Genomic DNA, 16068 nt, shown 5'->3' on the forward strand with positions numbered 1-16068 from the left:
CCTCACCGCGCACCAGAGGGTACAGCGGCCCGAACGAGACGCCGGTGATGCGGATGATCACGAAGCGGCCGAGTCCGCGATGATCGTCACGCCCAGTACGACGAACAGCGTTGCGCCTGCCGCCACTCCGGCCAGACTCGCAGCCGGCGCACCTGCCCGACGACCGATCACACTTGCCGCGACGTCGAGGACATCGATCGCGATCCCGGCCTCCACGGCTGCTTTGCGAACGTCTGCGGATGGGTGGTGCAGCGCCATTCCCAGCGCGAGATCGCGGACTCCGAACAGGCGCGTCGCCACCCCCGCACTTCCGACTTGATGCATGGGTCCGAGGCCGAAGGCACGCCACGAATGTGCGGGACTCGCCCACGAGATCAGTCCGGCGGTCGATCGCAGAACCGACAGTGCGAGCAAGGGAGTCGAACGTGTACGCATGACGTCTCCTTCGAGTTGTAGTGGTCACTACAACAGAAGGTACCTGTAGTGACCACTACGATCAAGGTGTGGTCAAGAAACATTCACGCGAAGAGATGCTGTCCGTGGCACTGGAGGCCGCCCTGGAAGACGGCCTGAGCCGCTTGACCTTCGGCAGACTCGCATCGCGTTTGAAGATCAGTGATCGCATGGTCGTCTACTACTTCCCGACGAAGGACGAGCTCGTCACGTCCGTTCTGTCGGTAGTCGGAGATCGACTGCAACACGTGCTGGCCGCGGCGTTCTCGGTGCCGACGAACGACCACCGCTCACTGGTCGCGACGGCGTGGCCGGTGGTGGCCCAGCCTGAGTGCGATCCGCTGTTCGGGCTCTACTTCGAGGCCATCGGACAAGCAACAGCAGGAATCGAGCCCTACAAATCCGTGGCCTCGCACTTGGTGGAGGGCTGGATCGAATGGCTCGGCGGCTTCGTCGTCGGGGACCAGGACTACCGACGCAGAGAGGCTGCCGCTGCCGTGGCTGTGCTCGACGGCCTTCTGCTCATGCGTCTGCTGGGAGGCAGTGACCTCGCCGACACGGCATCGACGTCACTGCTCGATCACCGATAGATCCACTGGGGCAGAGCGGGTTCAGGACGTCACCGGTTCTTCGATCGGCGTCTGGAACGACCACAGGTGCCCCTCCGGATCACGAACGCCGTACTCCCTGACGCCGTAGGGCATGTCGGCGGGCGCGTAGTCGATCGCTGCCCCGGTTGCGGCCACTCGAGCGTGATGGGCGTCGACGTCGTCGATCAGGACCGCGAGCGAGGCGGTGACCATGCCGTTGGTCAGGGGAGAAACCATTCGATGTTCAGGAGCTTCGCGGTGCAACCAGACAACACCGTCACCGGCGTGAACCTCTCCGTGGACTGCTCGGTCACCGTCGTATTCGATCGGTCCCGGAGCCAGCCCCAGCACGTCGACGAGGTAGGAGTGGGCCGCTGCGATGTCGCGGTAGACCAACAACGTGGTCCGACCGGTCACCGCAGGCTCTTCGGTCGACAGGCACGAGAGTAGATCCAACAGCGCGTCGTCGCCGAGAAGAGCACCGTGCAGTAGTCGGTCCTCGACCGCACGAACCCGTTCGCGCACCCGAGCAAGGTCCGCCATCCGACGGTCCAGGTCTGCCAGATGTTGCCGAGTCAGGTGCTGGAAATCCGCCACGTCCGGATCGACATCGGCGAGCGGAGTTCCCAATTCTCGGAGCAGTCGAATACGGTACAGCCGATCGATATCTCCTCCGTCGTACCGACGCCTACCCCCTCTGTCTCGGTCCGGAGCGAGCAAACCCAGTTCCTCGTAGTACCGCAACGTGCGTTCGGTGACGCCGGTTCGACGCGCGACGTCACCGATTCCCCAGGTGATCGGACCTTTGCTGTTCATGAACCAGACGGTAGAACCTCACGTCGCGTCAGGAGCAAGATCTGCCGTGGTCGGATCACACGTCCTCGAGTCGAATTCCCTTCGTTTCCTTCATGAAGAAGCACGCGACACCGGTCAAGGCGGCCAGGAACATGATGTACACGCCGAACACCCAGCCCAGATCGAGGCCGAGGAAGAGTTGGTTGAGATAGGGCGCAGTTCCGCCGAACACCGCTACCGAGAACGAGTAGGCGAATCCGATCGCCTGCGTGCGGAGTCGGGTGGGAAAGCTCTCCGACAGTGTCGACGAGAGAATCGAAGCCGGGACTGCGATGACGAGCAGTGCGACCGTGGACGGGAGCAGCAACGTCCACCACTGCGTCGAGATCATCATCGTCAGCGGGATCTGCAGAACGAACATCGATACGGCGAAGGTGGCAAGCATCGGCCGGCGACCGATCGAATCCGAGAGACGACCGAAGAACGGCAAGGACACCAACGCAATCAACTGAGCGATGACGAGCATCCAGTACGCGGTGTCCGGATTCATTCCACGCTGCGTGATGGCGAAGGTCGACACGTACGAAGTCCAGGTGTAATGCGCCGCTGTGATTCCCGACGTCATCCCGATCATCAACACGATTGCCTTGACGACCGTCTTTCGTGCGATCGGTGCCTGCTTCACCTTGTTCTGCTCCGAATCGAAGACGTCGCTCTCGTCCATGTTCTTTCGCAGGTACAACGCGAACAGTGCCAGAAGTGCGCCGAGCAAGAACGGGATACGCCAACCCCATTGGCCGACAGCCGATTCGGACAGTGTCGAGGTGATGACGCCACCTACCGTGTATGCCAGCGCCGAGCCACCGAAGATTGCGACGAATGCAACGCTTCCCCACATCCCGCGTCGGTTCGGTGGCGCGATCTCACCGACGTACGAGTAGGCCGTCGCCGACTCGCCGCCGTGCGCGAAACCCTGCATGACGCGTGCGAGCAACAGCAGTACCGATGCCCAGGCCCCGATGGCACCGTAGGTGGGCATGATGCCGATCAGCAGGCTTCCGGCCGCCATCATCAGCATGGTGGTGACGAGAACGAACTTGCGCCCCTTCTTGTCTGCGATCCGGCCGAACACGATGCCGCCGAGCGGGCGCATCAGGAATCCGACGGCGAACACCGCCAACGTGGACAGTAGGGCCGAGACCGGATCGGTCTGGCTGAACATCGCCGCGGCGATGAACGGTGCGAAGACCGCGTAGGCGCTCCACTCGTACCACTCGAGTACGTTGCCGATCGTGCTGGCGAACAACGACTTCTTCCGCGAGGAGATGTCCGGTGTCGAGCGGGTGTCGCGGGGTGATCCGACGGTCATGAGGTTCCACTTTCGCTCGAGTGAGTCTGTGCTGAAACAGGTTTGAGTGCTGCGCGGCGAATCTTGCCGGTCTGCGTCTTGGGCAGCTCGTCGATGATGTGTATGTCCTTCGGACGTTTGTAGGCAGCGAGCCGATCGCGCGCGAAGGCCATCAGCTCGTCCGTGGTCACGGCCGAGCCACTGCGGACCGACACGTACGCGACGACGGATTCCCCTTGATAGGCGTCGGGACGACCGACCACGGCTGCCTCGAACACCATCGGGTGCTCGTAGAGGGCGTCCTCGACCTCCCGGGGCCAGACCTTGTATCCGGAGACGTTGATCTGGTCCTTCAGCCGGTCGACGAGATAGACCCACCCCTGTTCGTCGATGATCGCTACGTCTCCGGTGTGCAGGCGACCTTCGGGCATCGTCGACGCCGATGCCTCCGGGTTCTGCCAGTAGCCCGAGACCACCTGCGGCCCGGACACTTCCAGCTCGCCGGCGACTCCCGGCTCGGTGGGTAGCCCGGTGGGGTCGAGGGTGCGCAGCTGCACGCGAGGAAGCGCAAGTCCGACGGACAACGAGCCACTCGACGCGTCCACCGGTGCCCGGAGTCCGGGCGGCACCGCGATCACGCCTGCGGTGGTCTCGGTCATTCCGTATGCATTGTGGATGTAGCACCCGAACTTCGCCTCGAACGCGGAGACGGTGGCCGGAGGGATGGGCGCACCGCCCGAGTAGAGCGCCTTGACCGAGGCGAAATGTCTGCGGTCCACGCCCGGGCTCTCGGAGATCGCGTTGAACACGGTGATGGACCCGATGGTGTAGGTGACCCGATGCTCGACGAACGCGTCCAACGTGACGCCTGCGTGGAAGCGGTGAGCGAACACGAGCAAGCAGTCGCGCACCAGAGCCACCGCAGCGTCGAGCATGGCCCCGGTGATGTGGAACAGCGGGGCGACGGCGAACACGACGTCGCCGTCCTCCATTCCCACACGCTCACCGAAGTCCGTGGCTGTCGCCAACGCGTTGGCGTGCGAGATCCGAGCACCCTTGGGCGGCCCCGTGGTTCCGGAGGTGTAGGCCAACAGCGCAAGATCGTCCGGCTGCGGTGCGAATTCGTCCATCACGCGACCTCGGTAGGCCTCGACGAGGCCGAGCACGTCGTTCTCGGGCGTCGGCGTGATGCGCGTCGTCGCGTCGAACACACGCGGATCGTTGCGAGTCTGTAGATCCAGTCCGCTGGTGCTCACGAAGAACCGAATCGTGCTGCCCTGCAAAGAGGTTTCGAGCGCGACGAGATCGGACTCGTCGCACACGAGGGCGACGGGCTCCGCATCGTCGAGCAGGTGGCGCAGTTCTCTGTTGCGGTACATCGGATTCAGGATCAGAGCCACGGCGCCGATCTTCCACAGCGCCAAGAACGTCAGGGCGTAGTGGGGAACGTTCTGCAGATAGATGCCGACGCGGTCGCCGCGGGTGACTCCGCGGTCCACGAACGCGGCGGCGAGAGCGTCGGAGGCCTCGTCGACCTCGCGGGCGGTGAGGACGCCATCGAAGTACGCCAGCGCGGGCCGATCGGGCGACCGGAGCACCCGGGCACGCCAGGCATCGAGGATGGTGAGGGGCATCGGGGACTCTTTCGATCGAACGTTGGCCTGGCCGAGATGGACCGACCGAGCACTCGCTCGGTCGACACTCCGTAGTGTTACGGATCACAGAACAAGTGTCAACCGGGTGCTTCCGGGACCACACCCGCCGCCCGGCCATCTACGGTGGGCGCATGACCGCGACCTCCACCTGGCGAACGTACGAGGGCTCGAACCTCTCCCCTGCCTTGTCGTCGGCGTTGAACACGTTCGTGGAACAGGGCTACCACGGCACATCGGTGCGGCAGATCGCGGCGGGAGCCGGACTGTCGGTTCCCGGTCTGTACCACCACTTTCCGTCGAAGCAGGCTCTACTGGTCGGCATCATGGACGCGTCGATGGACGAGCTGTTGGAACGAACTCGATCGGCAGAGGCCGGTGCCGGCTCGTCGCCGAGTGACCGTTTCGACGCAGTGGTCGAATCCCTGCTGCTGTTCCACATCCACAGGCGCGACGCCGCCTTCGTGTGCTCGACGGAAATCCGCAGCCTGGATCCGGCGAATCGCGACGCCTACATTTCCAAACGCGACGAGGAGCAACGCCTGCTCGACGCGATCGTCGCCGCCGGTGTCGATGCAGGCCTGTTCGACACTCCGCACCCGAGGGATGCCAGTCGAGCCGTCACGACGATGTGCGTCGGCGTCGCCACCTGGTACCGCCCCGACGGGCCACTGCCTCCGAGCGAGCTGGTGGCGGTCTATCTCGACATTGCCCGTCGTACGGTCGGAGCAGCGACCGGCGAGTAGGAGTAGCTGCCCCGGACTCCTTGACCCGACCGAGCGATTGTGTCAACCTTCCAGAGACCGAGCGAGTGCTCGGTCGGTACCGGAATGGGAGCGCATCGTGGCCATCGATCTGACGTACGACCCCGACATCGAGAAGCTGATCGATCGAACGCGCACGTTCACCCGCCATCACGTGCTTCCCATCGAAGACCGATTCCTGGGCAACATCGCCGACGCTGGTGGCGACGAGCTGCGCATCGAGATGCAAGCGGCCGCGAGGGACGCGGGCGTGTTCGCGCCGCACGCGCCGGTCGAATACGGCGGTCACGGACTGTCGATGAGCGACCGCGCGCCGGTGTTCGAGGAAGCCGGCTACTCGCTGTTCGGCCCGATCGCCCTCAACCTCGGTGCCCCCGACGAGGGGAACGTCCACATGCTCGCTCACATCGCGTCGGCAGCGCAGAAGGAGCAATTTCTCGCTCCGCTCGCGCGCGGCGACATGCGGTCTGCGTTCGCGATGACCGAACCCGCGCCGGGTGCCGGTTCCGATCCCGCGGCACTCACCACCGCCGCCGAGCGAGTCGAGGGCGGCTGGAAGATCAACGGACACAAGTGGTTCATCACCGGCGCCGACGGTGCAGGCTTCTTCATCATCATGGCCCGTACCTCCGGCGCGCCCGGTGATCGCGGCGGGGCAACGATGTTCCTCGCCCCCGCCGACACCGCGGGCATCAGGGTCGGCCGGCACATCGGCACTCTGGACAAAGCGATGATCGGCGGTCACTGCGAGGTGTTCTTCGAGAACGTGTTCGTGCCCGACGAGAACGTGCTCGGGGCCGTCGACGAGGGATTCGCCTACGCCCAGGTGCGTCTGGGGCCCGCCCGCATGACGCACGTGATGCGCTGGCTCGGGGCCTCCCGCCGTGCGCACGACATCGCCGTCGCGCAGGTGGCCCGGCGTGAAGGGTTCGGCGGAAAGCTCGGCGATCTCGGCATGGTGCAGAAGATGGTCGCGGACAACGAGATCGACATCGCCGCCACCCGCGCGCTCCTGATGGTGGCGTGCTTCGAGTTGGATCGAGGTGGGCACGCGGGCAACGAGACGTCGATCGCGAAGACGTTCGCGGCCGAGGCCATCTTCCGCATCGTCGACCGCAGCATCCAGATGTGTGGTGGCCTCGGGGTGTCCGACGATCTCCCACTGGCCAGGCTCTCACGCGAAGTGCGCCCGTTCCGCGTCTACGACGGCCCGTCCGAGGTTCACCGGTGGGCCATCGCCAAACGGACGATCGGTGCAGCCAAGCGCGCAGCGCGGGAGGCACAGTCGTGAGCGAACTGCCGGGCATGAATCGCGATGCGCTGGAACGGTTCTTGGAGGCAACGGTATCGAGGTCGACGGAGAACTGTCGGTCGAGATGATCAGTGGTGGCCGATCCAATCTCACATACAAGGCGTACGACGACTCCTCGACCTGGGTCGTTCGCCGCCCTCCCACCAGTGGGCTGACGCCCTCGGCGCACGACATGGCCCGCGAGTGGGCCGTCACGGAAGCCCTTGCATCCACCGATGTTCCGGTTGCCACCACCGTCGCGTTCGATCGGGACGGTTCTGCGCTGGGTGCGCCCATGACCGTGGTGGAGTTCGTCCCGGGTCGAGTCGTTCGTAGCCGCGAGGATCTTGGCGATCTGACGGATGCGCAGGTCACCGAGAACGCCGCCGAGTTGGTCCGAGTGCTCGCCAGGCTGCATGCCGTCGACCCCGACGCCGTGGGCCTCGGCAGCTTCGGCCGACCCGACGGGTTCGTCTCGCGACAGGTTGCCACGTGGGCTCGGCAGTGGGAGCGAGTCAAGACTCGCGACCTGCCCGATGTCGAACGATTGCATCGTGCGCTCGAAGCGGCAGTACCGGCAGGATCTGCGTCGTCCATCGTGCACGGTGACTATCGGGTCGACAACACCATTCTCGCCGTCGATGACGTCGGTTCCGTTGCCGCGGTGGTGGACTGGGAGATGTCCACGCTCGGTGACCCACTGACCGATGTTGCTCTGATGTGCATCTACCGCCAACCGGTCTTCGACGCAGTCCTCGGTGCCGACGCTGCGTGGACGAGCGATCGGTACCCCTCCGCGGCCGACCTCGCGCAACACTATGCAGTGGAATCCGGTCGAGAACTTCATGATTGGGGCTTCTACCTCGCCCTTGCCAACTTCAAGCTCGGAGTGATCGGCGAGGGAATCACCTACCGCGCGCTGTCGGGCTCCGACACCGGGGCCGGTGCAGGCAAGGCCGCGGAGGCCACCGGGGAGTTCATCGCAGCCGGGCTACGAGCACTCGCAGGAACCACCGACTGACGCGGAACCCTCTGTCAGGCGGGCTCTCTCATCACGCCGACATGGCGGACGGTACCCGACACACCAGGAAGCTCGCGAGGCTCGGACCAGGTGTTCAACCCGTCCGTACTGTCGGAGTAGAAGTACTTCCGGTTGGTGTAGTCGTCGTAGTACAACCGCCATGTGCCGTCGGGCAACTCGATGACCGCCGGACCTTCTTTCAGTGGTCCGAAATCGCGGGTGGGAACGACGGTGTACGGCCCGATCAACGACGGTGCCGTCCAATGCTCGATGACCTTGTGGGTCTCGTTCTTGGTGAACGCGTGGTAGGTCGGCCCCAGTTTGACCACCGTGGTGTCGATGTGGTCCGCTCCGATGCCGACGAACGGAACCGGGAAGCTCCACATCCTCAGGCCCGGATCCATGGCCGTCATCAGATACGGCACGAACCCGCCGCCGGTCGACAGCGAGACGATGATGCTCACGCGGTCGCCCTCGACGAACCACTCGGGTGCCCATGCCTTCGTGGTGAACGGAGACAATGACGGTCCGTCCGAGAAGCCGGCCGATCCGCTGAATCCGGGAGGGCTGGCCGATCCGGTACCGGCTCCGGTGCCCGGCAGGAAAGCGCAGCAGAACGGGATCGGGAAGTTCTGCAGGAAAGTCCAGTTCACGCGGTCACTGCTGCGCGCGAAGCCGACGTTCGCGCCGCCGCCGGTCGTGTACGTCGCGTAGTACATCCCGTCGGTGTGCCGGAATATGCTCGCATCGCGTACCACCCCGGACGGAGGTCGGTAGGCCGATGTCTGCAGTGCTGTGAAATCGGTGCCGTCGCTGGACTCGTAGACATCCATGTCTCGATCGCTGTCGTTGCTGAAGGCCACCATCGTGTAGCGCCACGCGGAGGGTGCAGCGGCACCGGTTCCTGCAGCGGAGAACAGCAGTCCGGCGACAGCCAGGATCACCATCGGTACGACGAGCAGGAACCTGCGCACGGTCGATATCACCGAAGCAGTATGTCCGACGCATACGCACCATGCGTACCTTTGGTAACAGATACAACAGATTGCTACCGATGTTGTTATGAATGCGAAATGTACTGAGTAACGGGCTTGGCCTGGTACATCTCGTGATCGGCATCGTCGAGGATGTCCAGAGCACTTCGAGTGTCGTCACGGTCGACGGTGACGACACCGATGCTCGCCGCCACCGTCAACACCCGCCCCGCGGTCGTGATGGGTGTGGCGAATTCGGCACGAACATCGTCGGCCTCGGTACCCACACAACGCGACACGACCGCCACGAACTCGTCGCCCCCGATACGACCTACGAAGGCATCGGCGGGGAGAGCACGCGTCAGACGGTGTGCGACCACCCCCAGGACGGCGTCGCCGACGGTATGACCGTGCAGATCGTTGATGGTCTTGAAGTTGTCGAGGTCGATGAACAGAACGGCCATGGAGTCCTCGCGATCGGGCTTGGCCAGCTGTTCGTCCAGGCGAGCCAGGATCAACGGTCTGTTCGGCAGACCGGTCAGGTCGTCGTGCGTCGCTGCATGCTCGAGCTTCATGCTCATCCGGTAGGTGTCGGTGATATCGACGAACGTCGCCACGACGGAGGGGTTCGGGTCGCCCGCGGTGAGCATCGTCGCCGTCAACGACAGCCAGAAGTTCCGGCCGTCCCGGCGACGTTCGATCCCGATCACCGCCTGGCAGGGCTCGCCGGTTTTCCTGGTGACGGCGACGGGATGCTCGAACGGGTGGATCGGCCCTTCGTCGGTGCCGTACACCCGGAACGGAAGAACCGACGCCTGTCCTGCAGTCGCCACTCCGACCTGGATGTCCAGAATGGTCTTCGCAGACAGATTCGCCGATTCGATTCGGCCGGTGTGATCGAGAACGACGACACCCGCCTCCAGAGATTCCACGACCGCGGTGAAATGATCCTCGACTCTGCGCACGGCACTCTGGTCGGCACAGACCAGTACGTAGCCGTCGGGCATCTGGGCGGCGGACACGATCACCGCGAGCGCAGACCCGTCCGCACGCCGATGGGAATCGCACAGCCGCCCGCCCACAGCGAGAATCGCGGCCGGATCGCATGGCACCCCGACGGCCGTCGAGACCTCACGACCGAGCACGTCCGCTGCCGGTCGCCCGTAGACCGACTCCGCAGCAGGATTCCAGCTCGACACCAGACCGTCGGCGGACACACCGATGATCGCATCGCTGACGTGCTCGACCAGAGCGGCTTGCTTCTGCAGCGCCTTCTGCGCGGCCTTATGTTCGGTGAGGTCCCGAAGAATGACCTGGTACGCCGGCTCTCCGTTCCACACGGTGCGCACCGATACCGCTTCCATCGTCAGCGTCGTCCCGTCGAGGGCCAGCACCGTTGCTTCCGACGCGGCGCTGGCGGCGCCGTGAGAGTCGAGGGCGGAGATCCGTTCGAGCATGGGGCCGACCGATTCCGCGGCGATGAACTTCGTGATCGGATGCCCGATGACGTCCGCTGCATCCTCGGCACGCAGATACCGCATCCCGGCGGGGTTGAGGTAGACGAGGATGCCTCGTCGATGTACGCCGATCGCGTCCGGTGAATGCTCGACGAGAACCCGGTAGCGATCGGCGAGACCGGGCGACGCGGGACGCGATCGAGGGTCGTCGACGTCATCACGCTCCCCTGGAGCCATGCTCGGTCCTCGCGATCGTAGACGGACGGTCAACACCCGATTGAACCACTTACCAACGTGCCGTTGGCGACTCACGTCCGTTTCGGACTGTATGTCCCGCTTTCCGACTGGACCTGATGCCGGTTTGGGGGGCTAAATCAAGGAGCGAGCCGAGTCCGGTTTCGCGAACCTCGAAAGAAACGGATTTCCACGATGAGCTCTCATGGCATCGACATCACCGGGATCGGCGCACTGTCCGGCTACGGCTGGGGCGCATCCGCCTTGTGGGACGGCCTGTCCACGGGCAAAGCGGCGGCCACGCTGCACCGCGACCTCACCCGACCGGGACGGAATCCGGTCTGGTTGGCGAAGGTCCCCGACGGCGGGGACCGGAGCGACGGCACCAGCCGATTCGGACGGGCACTGCGCGGGGCAGCGCGGGAGGCAATCGACGACGCGATGGCGCGGGGCTGGCAGCCCGGCCGACGAGTGGGTCTCATCCATGCCGTCGTCCTGGGTGAAGTGGACGAGTGGCGCAACTTCTATCTGCGCGACGGCGGAGAACGCCGTGTTCGTGACTATCTGACGCTGATGCCGTCCACCCCGGTGTCCCTGCTGATGCAGGAATACGGCTTTCACGGCCCGGCCATGAACGTCTCGGCGATGTGCGCGTCGGGCAATGCGGGTCTGCTCACCGCCAAGATGTGGCTCGATACCGGGTTCGTCGATGACGTGGTGTTCGTCGCCACCGATCTGTCCCTGACTCCGGAGAACATCGACCACTTCGTCGAGCTAGGCGTCGGTGTGGTCGACGTGGAGCCGCAGGATGGCTGCCGACCGTTCCAGGAAGGCAGCCGCGGGTTCGGAATGGGCGAGGCCGGGACGGCCTTCGTTCTGTCGACGCGCAGCTCGGCCTCGTACGCACGGGTGCTCGGCGGCTCGATGACACACGACGCGTTTCATGCCACGTCGATCGACCCTGCGCTCACCCAGGTGCGGGCCTGCTTCGAGCAGGCGTTGGTCGACGCGGACGTCACTGCCCAGCAGGTGCGGTATCTCAACGCCCACGGACCCGGCACCGCACAGTGCGATGCGGCAGAAACCACCATGTTGGAAACGGTGCTGGACTCCCACGCGCAGGTGTATTCGGTGAAGCCGCTGACGGGACATTGCCAGGGTGCGGCGTCGGCTGTCGAAACCATCTCTGCGGTCATGGGATTCGAGCGCGGACTCGTGCCTGCCGCCCCGCAGGTCTCCGATGCCCATCCCCTGCTGCTCGACGGATTCACCACTGCCGAGCCAGGGTTGACCATGAAATCGTCATTGGGAATGGGCGGACACAACTCGGTGGTGGTACTGGCTCCTGCATGAGCTGCATTCGTCGAGCCGGCAGCCCGCGTATCGCAGGCGGCCGGCTCGACGTGCAGACTTCAGACCTGAGCTGTGTTGCCGCAGATTCCGCATTCCTCGAACTCGACTCGCTTCCAGCGCGCGACCGGAACGAAGAACAGCGTGAATTGCTGGTATTGCTTCATCCGCGCCCACTGGGTGGTGTTGTGGCACCGCGGACAGTTGCGGGTTGCCCCTTGGCCGATGTGTTTACGCTTGCTGCCGAAGCCGAAGAGAAGGAACATGACACCAGCCTAGGGGCCCCGACTCCGTCAGCTCGCGATCATGCCGTGTGGATCGATGACGAACTTCTGCGCGACTCCACTGTCGAATTCACGGTAGCCCCGCGGTGCGTCGTCGAGCGAGATGACCGTTGCGTTCACTGCCTTCGCGATCGAAACACGGTCCTTCAGAATCGCATTCATCAACTCACGGTGATAGCTCATCACCGGGCACTGCCCCGTGGCGAACGAGAGTGACTTCGCCCAACCGGTACCGAGACTGAGCGAGAGTGCGCCGCGCTGGGCAGCCTCGTCCACACCGCCCGGGTCCCCGGTCACATACAGTCCGGGAATACCGATGCCCCCGCCCGCCGTGGTGATGTCCATCAGCGAGTTCAGGACGGTTGCCGGTGCTTCGTGGGACGAATCTCCTCCGTGACCGCGGGCCTCGAAGCCCACCGCGTCCACCGCCGCGTCGACCTCGGGCACCCCGAGGATCTGTTCGATCTGATCCTGCGGTGCTCCCTTGCCGACGTCGACGGTCTCGCAACCGAACGTTTGCGCCTGGGCCAAACGATCGGCGTTCATGTCGCCGACGATCACCACCGACGCTCCCAGCAATTGCGCGCCGACCGCGGCAGCGAGGCCCACCGGGCCTGCACCCGCGATGTACACCGTCGCACCGGGTTTGACTCCCGCAGTCACCGCTCCGTGAAATCCGGTGGGGAAGATGTCGGACAGCATGGTCAGGTCCAGGATCTTCTCCATGGCCTGGTCGCGATCCGGGAACTTGAGCAGGTTGAAGTCCGCATAGGGTGCCATGACGTACTCGGCCTGGCCGCCCACCCAGCCGCCCATGTCCACGTAGCCGAATGCCGAGCCCGGTCGATCGGGATTGACGTTGAGACAGATGCCGGTCTTGCGCTCCTTGCAGTTTCGGCACCGGCCGCACGCGATGTTGAACGGTACGGAGCAGATGTCGCCGACCTTCAGGAATTCGACGTCTCGGCCGACCTCGACAATTTCGCCGGTGATCTCGTGACCGAGCACCAACCCCTCGGGCGCAGTCGTACGCCCACGAACCATGTGCTGATCACTACCGCAGATGTTGGTCGAGACGACCTTGAGGATCACTCCGTGCTCGCATTTGCGTCCGACGTTGGCCGGGTTCACTCCAGGTCCGTCGGTCAACTCCAGGCCGGGAAAAGCGATGTCCTCAACCTCCACCTTGCCCGGTCCGGCGTACGTCACTGCGCGATTGTCTGCCATGAGTTCTCCTCTTCGTCGAGTGAGCTGGGTGACCAGCGGGCCGGGATCATGGATCCGATCAGCTCGTGTGGCCCGTGTCACACCAGTATGCACAGATCCGAATAGGTGCGTTGTCGAGGAACTCGAATCGACGCGAGCGGACACCCCGCGAGACTCTTCGCCTCGCGTTCGATGAACCGATGCGTCCCATGCACTTGACGCAACGCGATGTTAGCGCTCACACTGTGTTGCACACGTCACAGCGGGGTGGCACTACTAAGGAGATCTGGATGCCGGTTGACCGTTACACGGTGGGAGTCGATTTCGGCACGCTCTCCGGCCGGGCCGTCGTCGTCCGGGTCTCGGACGGTGCCGAGATCGCCTCTGCCGTGCACGATTACCGTCACGCGGTGCTCGAAGAGACACTGCCTGGCGGCACGGTCCGATTGCCCGACGCGTGGGCACTGCAGGTGCCCGACGACTATCGCGACGTCCTGCGTCGTGCGGTCCCGGCTGCGCTGGCTGCCGCCGGCGTCGAACCCGAGCAGGTGGTCGGCATCGGTACCGACTTCACCGCGTGCACCATGGTCCCCACCTACGCCGACGGCACTCCGTTGTGTGAGGATCCGCGCTTCGCCGATCGACCGCACTCGTACGTGAAATTGTGGAAACACCATGCAGCACAGGGGCAGGCGGACCGCATCAACGATCTCGCTGCGCGTCGCGGAGAGAGTTGGCTCCCTCGCTACGGCGGACTGATCTCCTCGGAATGGGAGTTCGCCAAGGCGCTGCAGATTCACGAGGAAGATTCCGAGATCTACGACGCGATGCACCGATGGGTCGAAGCGGCCGATTGGATCGTCTGGCAGCTCTGCGGACGCTACGTACGCAACGCGTGCACCGCCGGATACAAGGGCATCTATCAGGACGGGCACTACCCGTCCGTGGACTTCCTCACCGAACTGGCACCGGACTTCGGTTCCTTCGTCGCCGACAAACTCGATCAGCCGCTGGGCGAGTTGGGTTCGTGCGCAGGTACGTTGACCGCCGAGGCTGCGCAATGGACCGGACTGCCGGAGGGCATCGCCGTCGCTGTCGGCAACGTCGATGCGCACGTGACGGCACCCGCGGCCGGCGCGGTCGAACCGGGGCGGATGGTCGCCATCATGGGAACCTCGACATGCCATGTGATGAGTTCGACCGTTCTGAAGGAAGTTCCCGGCATGTGCGGGGTGGTGGACGGCGGAATCATCGCCGGATCCTTCGGCTACGAGGCGGGCCAGAGCGGCGTCGGTGACATCTTCGGATGGTTCACGCGCACCTCGGTTCCCGCGTCCTACAGCGAGGCGGCGGCCGCGGCAGGTGAGTCGGTACACGAACACCTGACTCGGCTCGCGCAGATGCAGGACGTGGGTGAGCACGGGCTCGTCGCGCTCGACTGGCACAGCGGGAACCGGTCGGTCCTGGTGGACCACGAACTCTCCGGGCTCGTCATCGGAACCACGTTGGCGACACGTCCCGAGGACACCTACCGAGCGCTGCTCGAGGCCACGGCATTCGGAACCCGCGTCATCGTCGAAACGTTCCGCAACAGTGGAGTTCCGGTCGAGGAGTTCGTGGTGGCGGGTGGTCTGGCCCGCAACCCGCTGCTCATGCAGATCTACGCCGATGTGTTGCGAATGCCGTTGTCGGTCATCGCGTCCGCCCAGGGCCCGGCCCTGGGATCCGCCATTCATGCCGCGGTGGCCGCCGGGTGCTATTCCGATGTGCCCGTCGCATCGAAATCGATGGGCAAGGTACGTCGGGCCGCATTCGTACCCGACGAATCGCGATCGAAAGCCTACGACGCACTCTTCGAGATCTATCTGGAGTTACACGACCGATTCGGCAGAGACGTGCCGACCATGCGCCGTCTCCGAGCGCTTCGACGTGACGCACTGACCCGAAAGGTGGATGCGTGATGACCGTCGTCGACGACGTACGCGAAGTCATCGAGGAGATCCGCCGCGACGTATGCACCCTGCACGCCGAGCTGGTGCGATACGGACTGGTCGTGTGGACGGCAGGCAACGTCTCGGCGAGGGTCCCCGGCCGGGACCTGATGGTCATCAAGCCCAGTGGCGTCTCCTACGACGACCTCACGCCCGGCAACATGGTGGTGTGCGATCTGCACGGCAGGGTGGTCGAGGGTGACCATGCACCGTCCTCGGACACCGAGGCCCAGGCCTATGTCTACCGGCACCTCGAACACATCGGCGGTGTGGTGCACACACATTCGCCGTATGCGGTGGCGTGGGCGGCCCGAGGAGAACCCATTCCGGTCGTCACCACGATGTGCGCAGACGAATTCGGCGGAGACATTCCGGTCGGCCCCTTCGCGGTGATCGGCGACGACTCGATCGGACGCGGCATCGTCGATACCCTCGCCGACAGTCGATCTCCGGCGATCCTCATGCAGAACCACGGTGTCTTCGCGGTCGGTCCATCCGCCCGATCCGCGGTGAAGGCCGCGGTCATGTGCGAGGACGTCGCCCGATCGGTACACCTGGCGTATCAACTGGGACAACCACTTCCCATTCCGAGCTCGAAGGTCGACGCACTCTACGACCGTTACCAGAACGTCTACGGCCAGCGCTGACCGGCGCGCCG

At 64.5% G+C, this 16068-nt stretch carries 15 protein-coding genes; 7 read left to right on the top strand and 8 right to left on the bottom strand.

Going from position 1 to position 16068, the window contains the following annotated elements; genetic code table 11:
- Positions 1-57 precede the first annotated feature (57 nt).
- Positions 58-435 carry a hypothetical protein gene (locus CH295_RS02015; protein WP_094739627.1) on the bottom strand — a complete coding sequence of 126 codons (378 nt, stop codon included), beginning with the start codon at positions 433-435 and terminating at the stop codon, positions 58-60.
- A 68-nt stretch (positions 436-503) separates the two neighbouring features.
- Here CH295_RS02015 and CH295_RS02020 point away from each other — a divergent pair, with 68 nt between their 5' ends.
- Positions 504-1043, top strand: coding sequence for a TetR/AcrR family transcriptional regulator (locus CH295_RS02020; protein ID WP_037192348.1), 540 nt, complete (start codon positions 504-506; stop codon positions 1041-1043).
- Positions 1044-1064: 21 nt separating this feature from the next.
- On the opposite strand, the gene CH295_RS02025 is transcribed toward CH295_RS02020, so the two are convergent.
- The 3 genes from CH295_RS02025 to CH295_RS02035 are packed head-to-tail and all read right to left on the bottom strand — an operon-like array spanning position 1065 to position 4820.
- On the bottom strand, positions 1065-1859 hold the full coding sequence (locus tag CH295_RS02025) for a MerR family transcriptional regulator (RefSeq protein ID WP_094739628.1): 795 nt from the start codon (positions 1857-1859) through the stop codon (positions 1065-1067).
- A gap of 55 nt (positions 1860-1914) precedes the next feature.
- Positions 1915-3207, bottom strand: coding sequence for an MFS transporter (locus tag CH295_RS02030; protein ID WP_052047809.1), 1293 nt, complete (start codon positions 3205-3207; stop codon positions 1915-1917).
- Complete coding sequence (locus CH295_RS02035) at positions 3204-4820, bottom strand: class I adenylate-forming enzyme family protein (RefSeq protein WP_094739629.1); 1617 nt, start codon at positions 4818-4820, stop codon at positions 3204-3206. The genes CH295_RS02030 and CH295_RS02035 overlap by 4 nt, the downstream gene beginning before the upstream one ends.
- Positions 4821-4972: 152 nt before the next feature.
- On the opposite strand from CH295_RS02035, the gene CH295_RS02040 reads away from it, so the two are divergent.
- From CH295_RS02040 to CH295_RS02050, 3 genes are all read left to right on the top strand, one after another.
- Positions 4973-5584, top strand: a complete 612-nt coding sequence (locus tag CH295_RS02040; protein WP_037192353.1) for a TetR/AcrR family transcriptional regulator — start codon at positions 4973-4975, stop codon at positions 5582-5584.
- Positions 5585-5681: 97 nt separating this feature from the next.
- Positions 5682-6893 carry an acyl-CoA dehydrogenase family protein gene (locus CH295_RS02045; RefSeq protein ID WP_037192355.1) on the top strand — a complete coding sequence of 404 codons (1212 nt, stop codon included), beginning with the start codon at positions 5682-5684 and terminating at the stop codon, positions 6891-6893.
- A gap of 85 nt (positions 6894-6978) precedes the next feature.
- The gene (locus CH295_RS02050; RefSeq protein WP_141216927.1) at positions 6979-7914 is read left to right on the top strand and encodes a phosphotransferase family protein; all 936 of its coding nucleotides are present in this window, start codon (positions 6979-6981) and stop codon (positions 7912-7914) included.
- A gap of 14 nt (positions 7915-7928) precedes the next feature.
- Here CH295_RS02050 and CH295_RS02055 read toward each other — a convergent pair whose 3' ends face one another.
- Positions 7929-8861, bottom strand: coding sequence for a glycoside hydrolase family protein (locus CH295_RS02055; protein ID WP_094739704.1), 933 nt, complete (start codon positions 8859-8861; stop codon positions 7929-7931).
- Positions 8862-8974: 113 nt separating this feature from the next.
- On the bottom strand, positions 8975-10582 hold the full coding sequence (locus CH295_RS02060) for a sensor domain-containing protein (protein ID WP_094739630.1): 1608 nt from the start codon (positions 10580-10582) through the stop codon (positions 8975-8977).
- Positions 10583-10774: 192 nt separating this feature from the next.
- On the opposite strand from CH295_RS02060, the gene CH295_RS02065 reads away from it, so the two are divergent.
- Positions 10775-11932, top strand: coding sequence for a beta-ketoacyl synthase N-terminal-like domain-containing protein (locus CH295_RS02065; RefSeq protein WP_094739631.1), 1158 nt, complete (start codon positions 10775-10777; stop codon positions 11930-11932).
- A 59-nt stretch (positions 11933-11991) separates the two neighbouring features.
- Here CH295_RS02065 and CH295_RS02070 read toward each other — a convergent pair whose 3' ends face one another.
- The gene (locus tag CH295_RS02070) at positions 11992-12195 is read right to left on the bottom strand and encodes a zinc-ribbon domain-containing protein (RefSeq protein ID WP_037192361.1); all 204 of its coding nucleotides are present in this window, start codon (positions 12193-12195) and stop codon (positions 11992-11994) included.
- A 27-nt stretch (positions 12196-12222) separates the two neighbouring features.
- Positions 12223-13440, bottom strand: a complete 1218-nt coding sequence (fdhA, locus tag CH295_RS02075) for a formaldehyde dehydrogenase, glutathione-independent (RefSeq protein WP_094739632.1) — start codon at positions 13438-13440, stop codon at positions 12223-12225.
- A 269-nt stretch (positions 13441-13709) separates the two neighbouring features.
- Here fdhA and araB point away from each other — a divergent pair, with 269 nt between their 5' ends.
- The gene (gene araB / locus CH295_RS02080) at positions 13710-15380 is read left to right on the top strand and encodes a ribulokinase (RefSeq protein ID WP_094739633.1); all 1671 of its coding nucleotides are present in this window, start codon (positions 13710-13712) and stop codon (positions 15378-15380) included.
- The gene (locus CH295_RS02085; protein WP_037192368.1) at positions 15380-16057 is read left to right on the top strand and encodes an L-ribulose-5-phosphate 4-epimerase; all 678 of its coding nucleotides are present in this window, start codon (positions 15380-15382) and stop codon (positions 16055-16057) included. The genes araB and CH295_RS02085 overlap by 1 nt, the downstream gene beginning before the upstream one ends.
- The last annotated feature ends 11 nt before the right edge of the window (positions 16058-16068 follow it).

Source organism: Rhodococcus sp. 14-2483-1-2 (assembly GCF_002259405.1).
Lineage (GTDB): Bacteria > Actinomycetota > Actinomycetes > Mycobacteriales > Mycobacteriaceae > Rhodococcoides.

Excerpts from the sequence above, each read along its gene's own strand:
- CH295_RS02015 (WP_094739627.1), bottom strand. The coding sequence starts at position 435 with ATGCGTACACGTTCGACTCCCTTGCTCGCACTGTCGGTTCTGCGATCG.
- CH295_RS02025 (WP_094739628.1), bottom strand. The coding sequence starts at position 1,859 with ATGAACAGCAAAGGTCCGATCACCTGGGGAATCGGTGACGTCGCGCGT.
- CH295_RS02030 (WP_052047809.1), bottom strand. The coding sequence starts at position 3,207 with ATGACCGTCGGATCACCCCGCGACACCCGCTCGACACCGGACATCTCC.
- CH295_RS02035 (WP_094739629.1), bottom strand. The coding sequence starts at position 4,820 with ATGCCCCTCACCATCCTCGATGCCTGGCGTGCCCGGGTGCTCCGGTCG.
- CH295_RS02040 (WP_037192353.1), top strand. The coding sequence starts at position 4,973 with ATGACCGCGACCTCCACCTGGCGAACGTACGAGGGCTCGAACCTCTCC.
- CH295_RS02050 (WP_141216927.1), top strand. The coding sequence starts at position 6,979 with ATGATCAGTGGTGGCCGATCCAATCTCACATACAAGGCGTACGACGAC.
- CH295_RS02055 (WP_094739704.1), bottom strand. The coding sequence starts at position 8,861 with ATGGTGATCCTGGCTGTCGCCGGACTGCTGTTCTCCGCTGCAGGAACC.
- CH295_RS02060 (WP_094739630.1), bottom strand. The coding sequence starts at position 10,582 with ATGGCTCCAGGGGAGCGTGATGACGTCGACGACCCTCGATCGCGTCCC.
- CH295_RS02065 (WP_094739631.1), top strand. The coding sequence starts at position 10,775 with ATGAGCTCTCATGGCATCGACATCACCGGGATCGGCGCACTGTCCGGC.
- CH295_RS02070 (WP_037192361.1), bottom strand. The coding sequence starts at position 12,195 with ATGTTCCTTCTCTTCGGCTTCGGCAGCAAGCGTAAACACATCGGCCAA.
- fdhA (WP_094739632.1), bottom strand. The coding sequence starts at position 13,440 with ATGGCAGACAATCGCGCAGTGACGTACGCCGGACCGGGCAAGGTGGAG.
- araB (WP_094739633.1), top strand. The coding sequence starts at position 13,710 with ATGCCGGTTGACCGTTACACGGTGGGAGTCGATTTCGGCACGCTCTCC.
- CH295_RS02085 (WP_037192368.1), top strand. The coding sequence starts at position 15,380 with ATGACCGTCGTCGACGACGTACGCGAAGTCATCGAGGAGATCCGCCGC.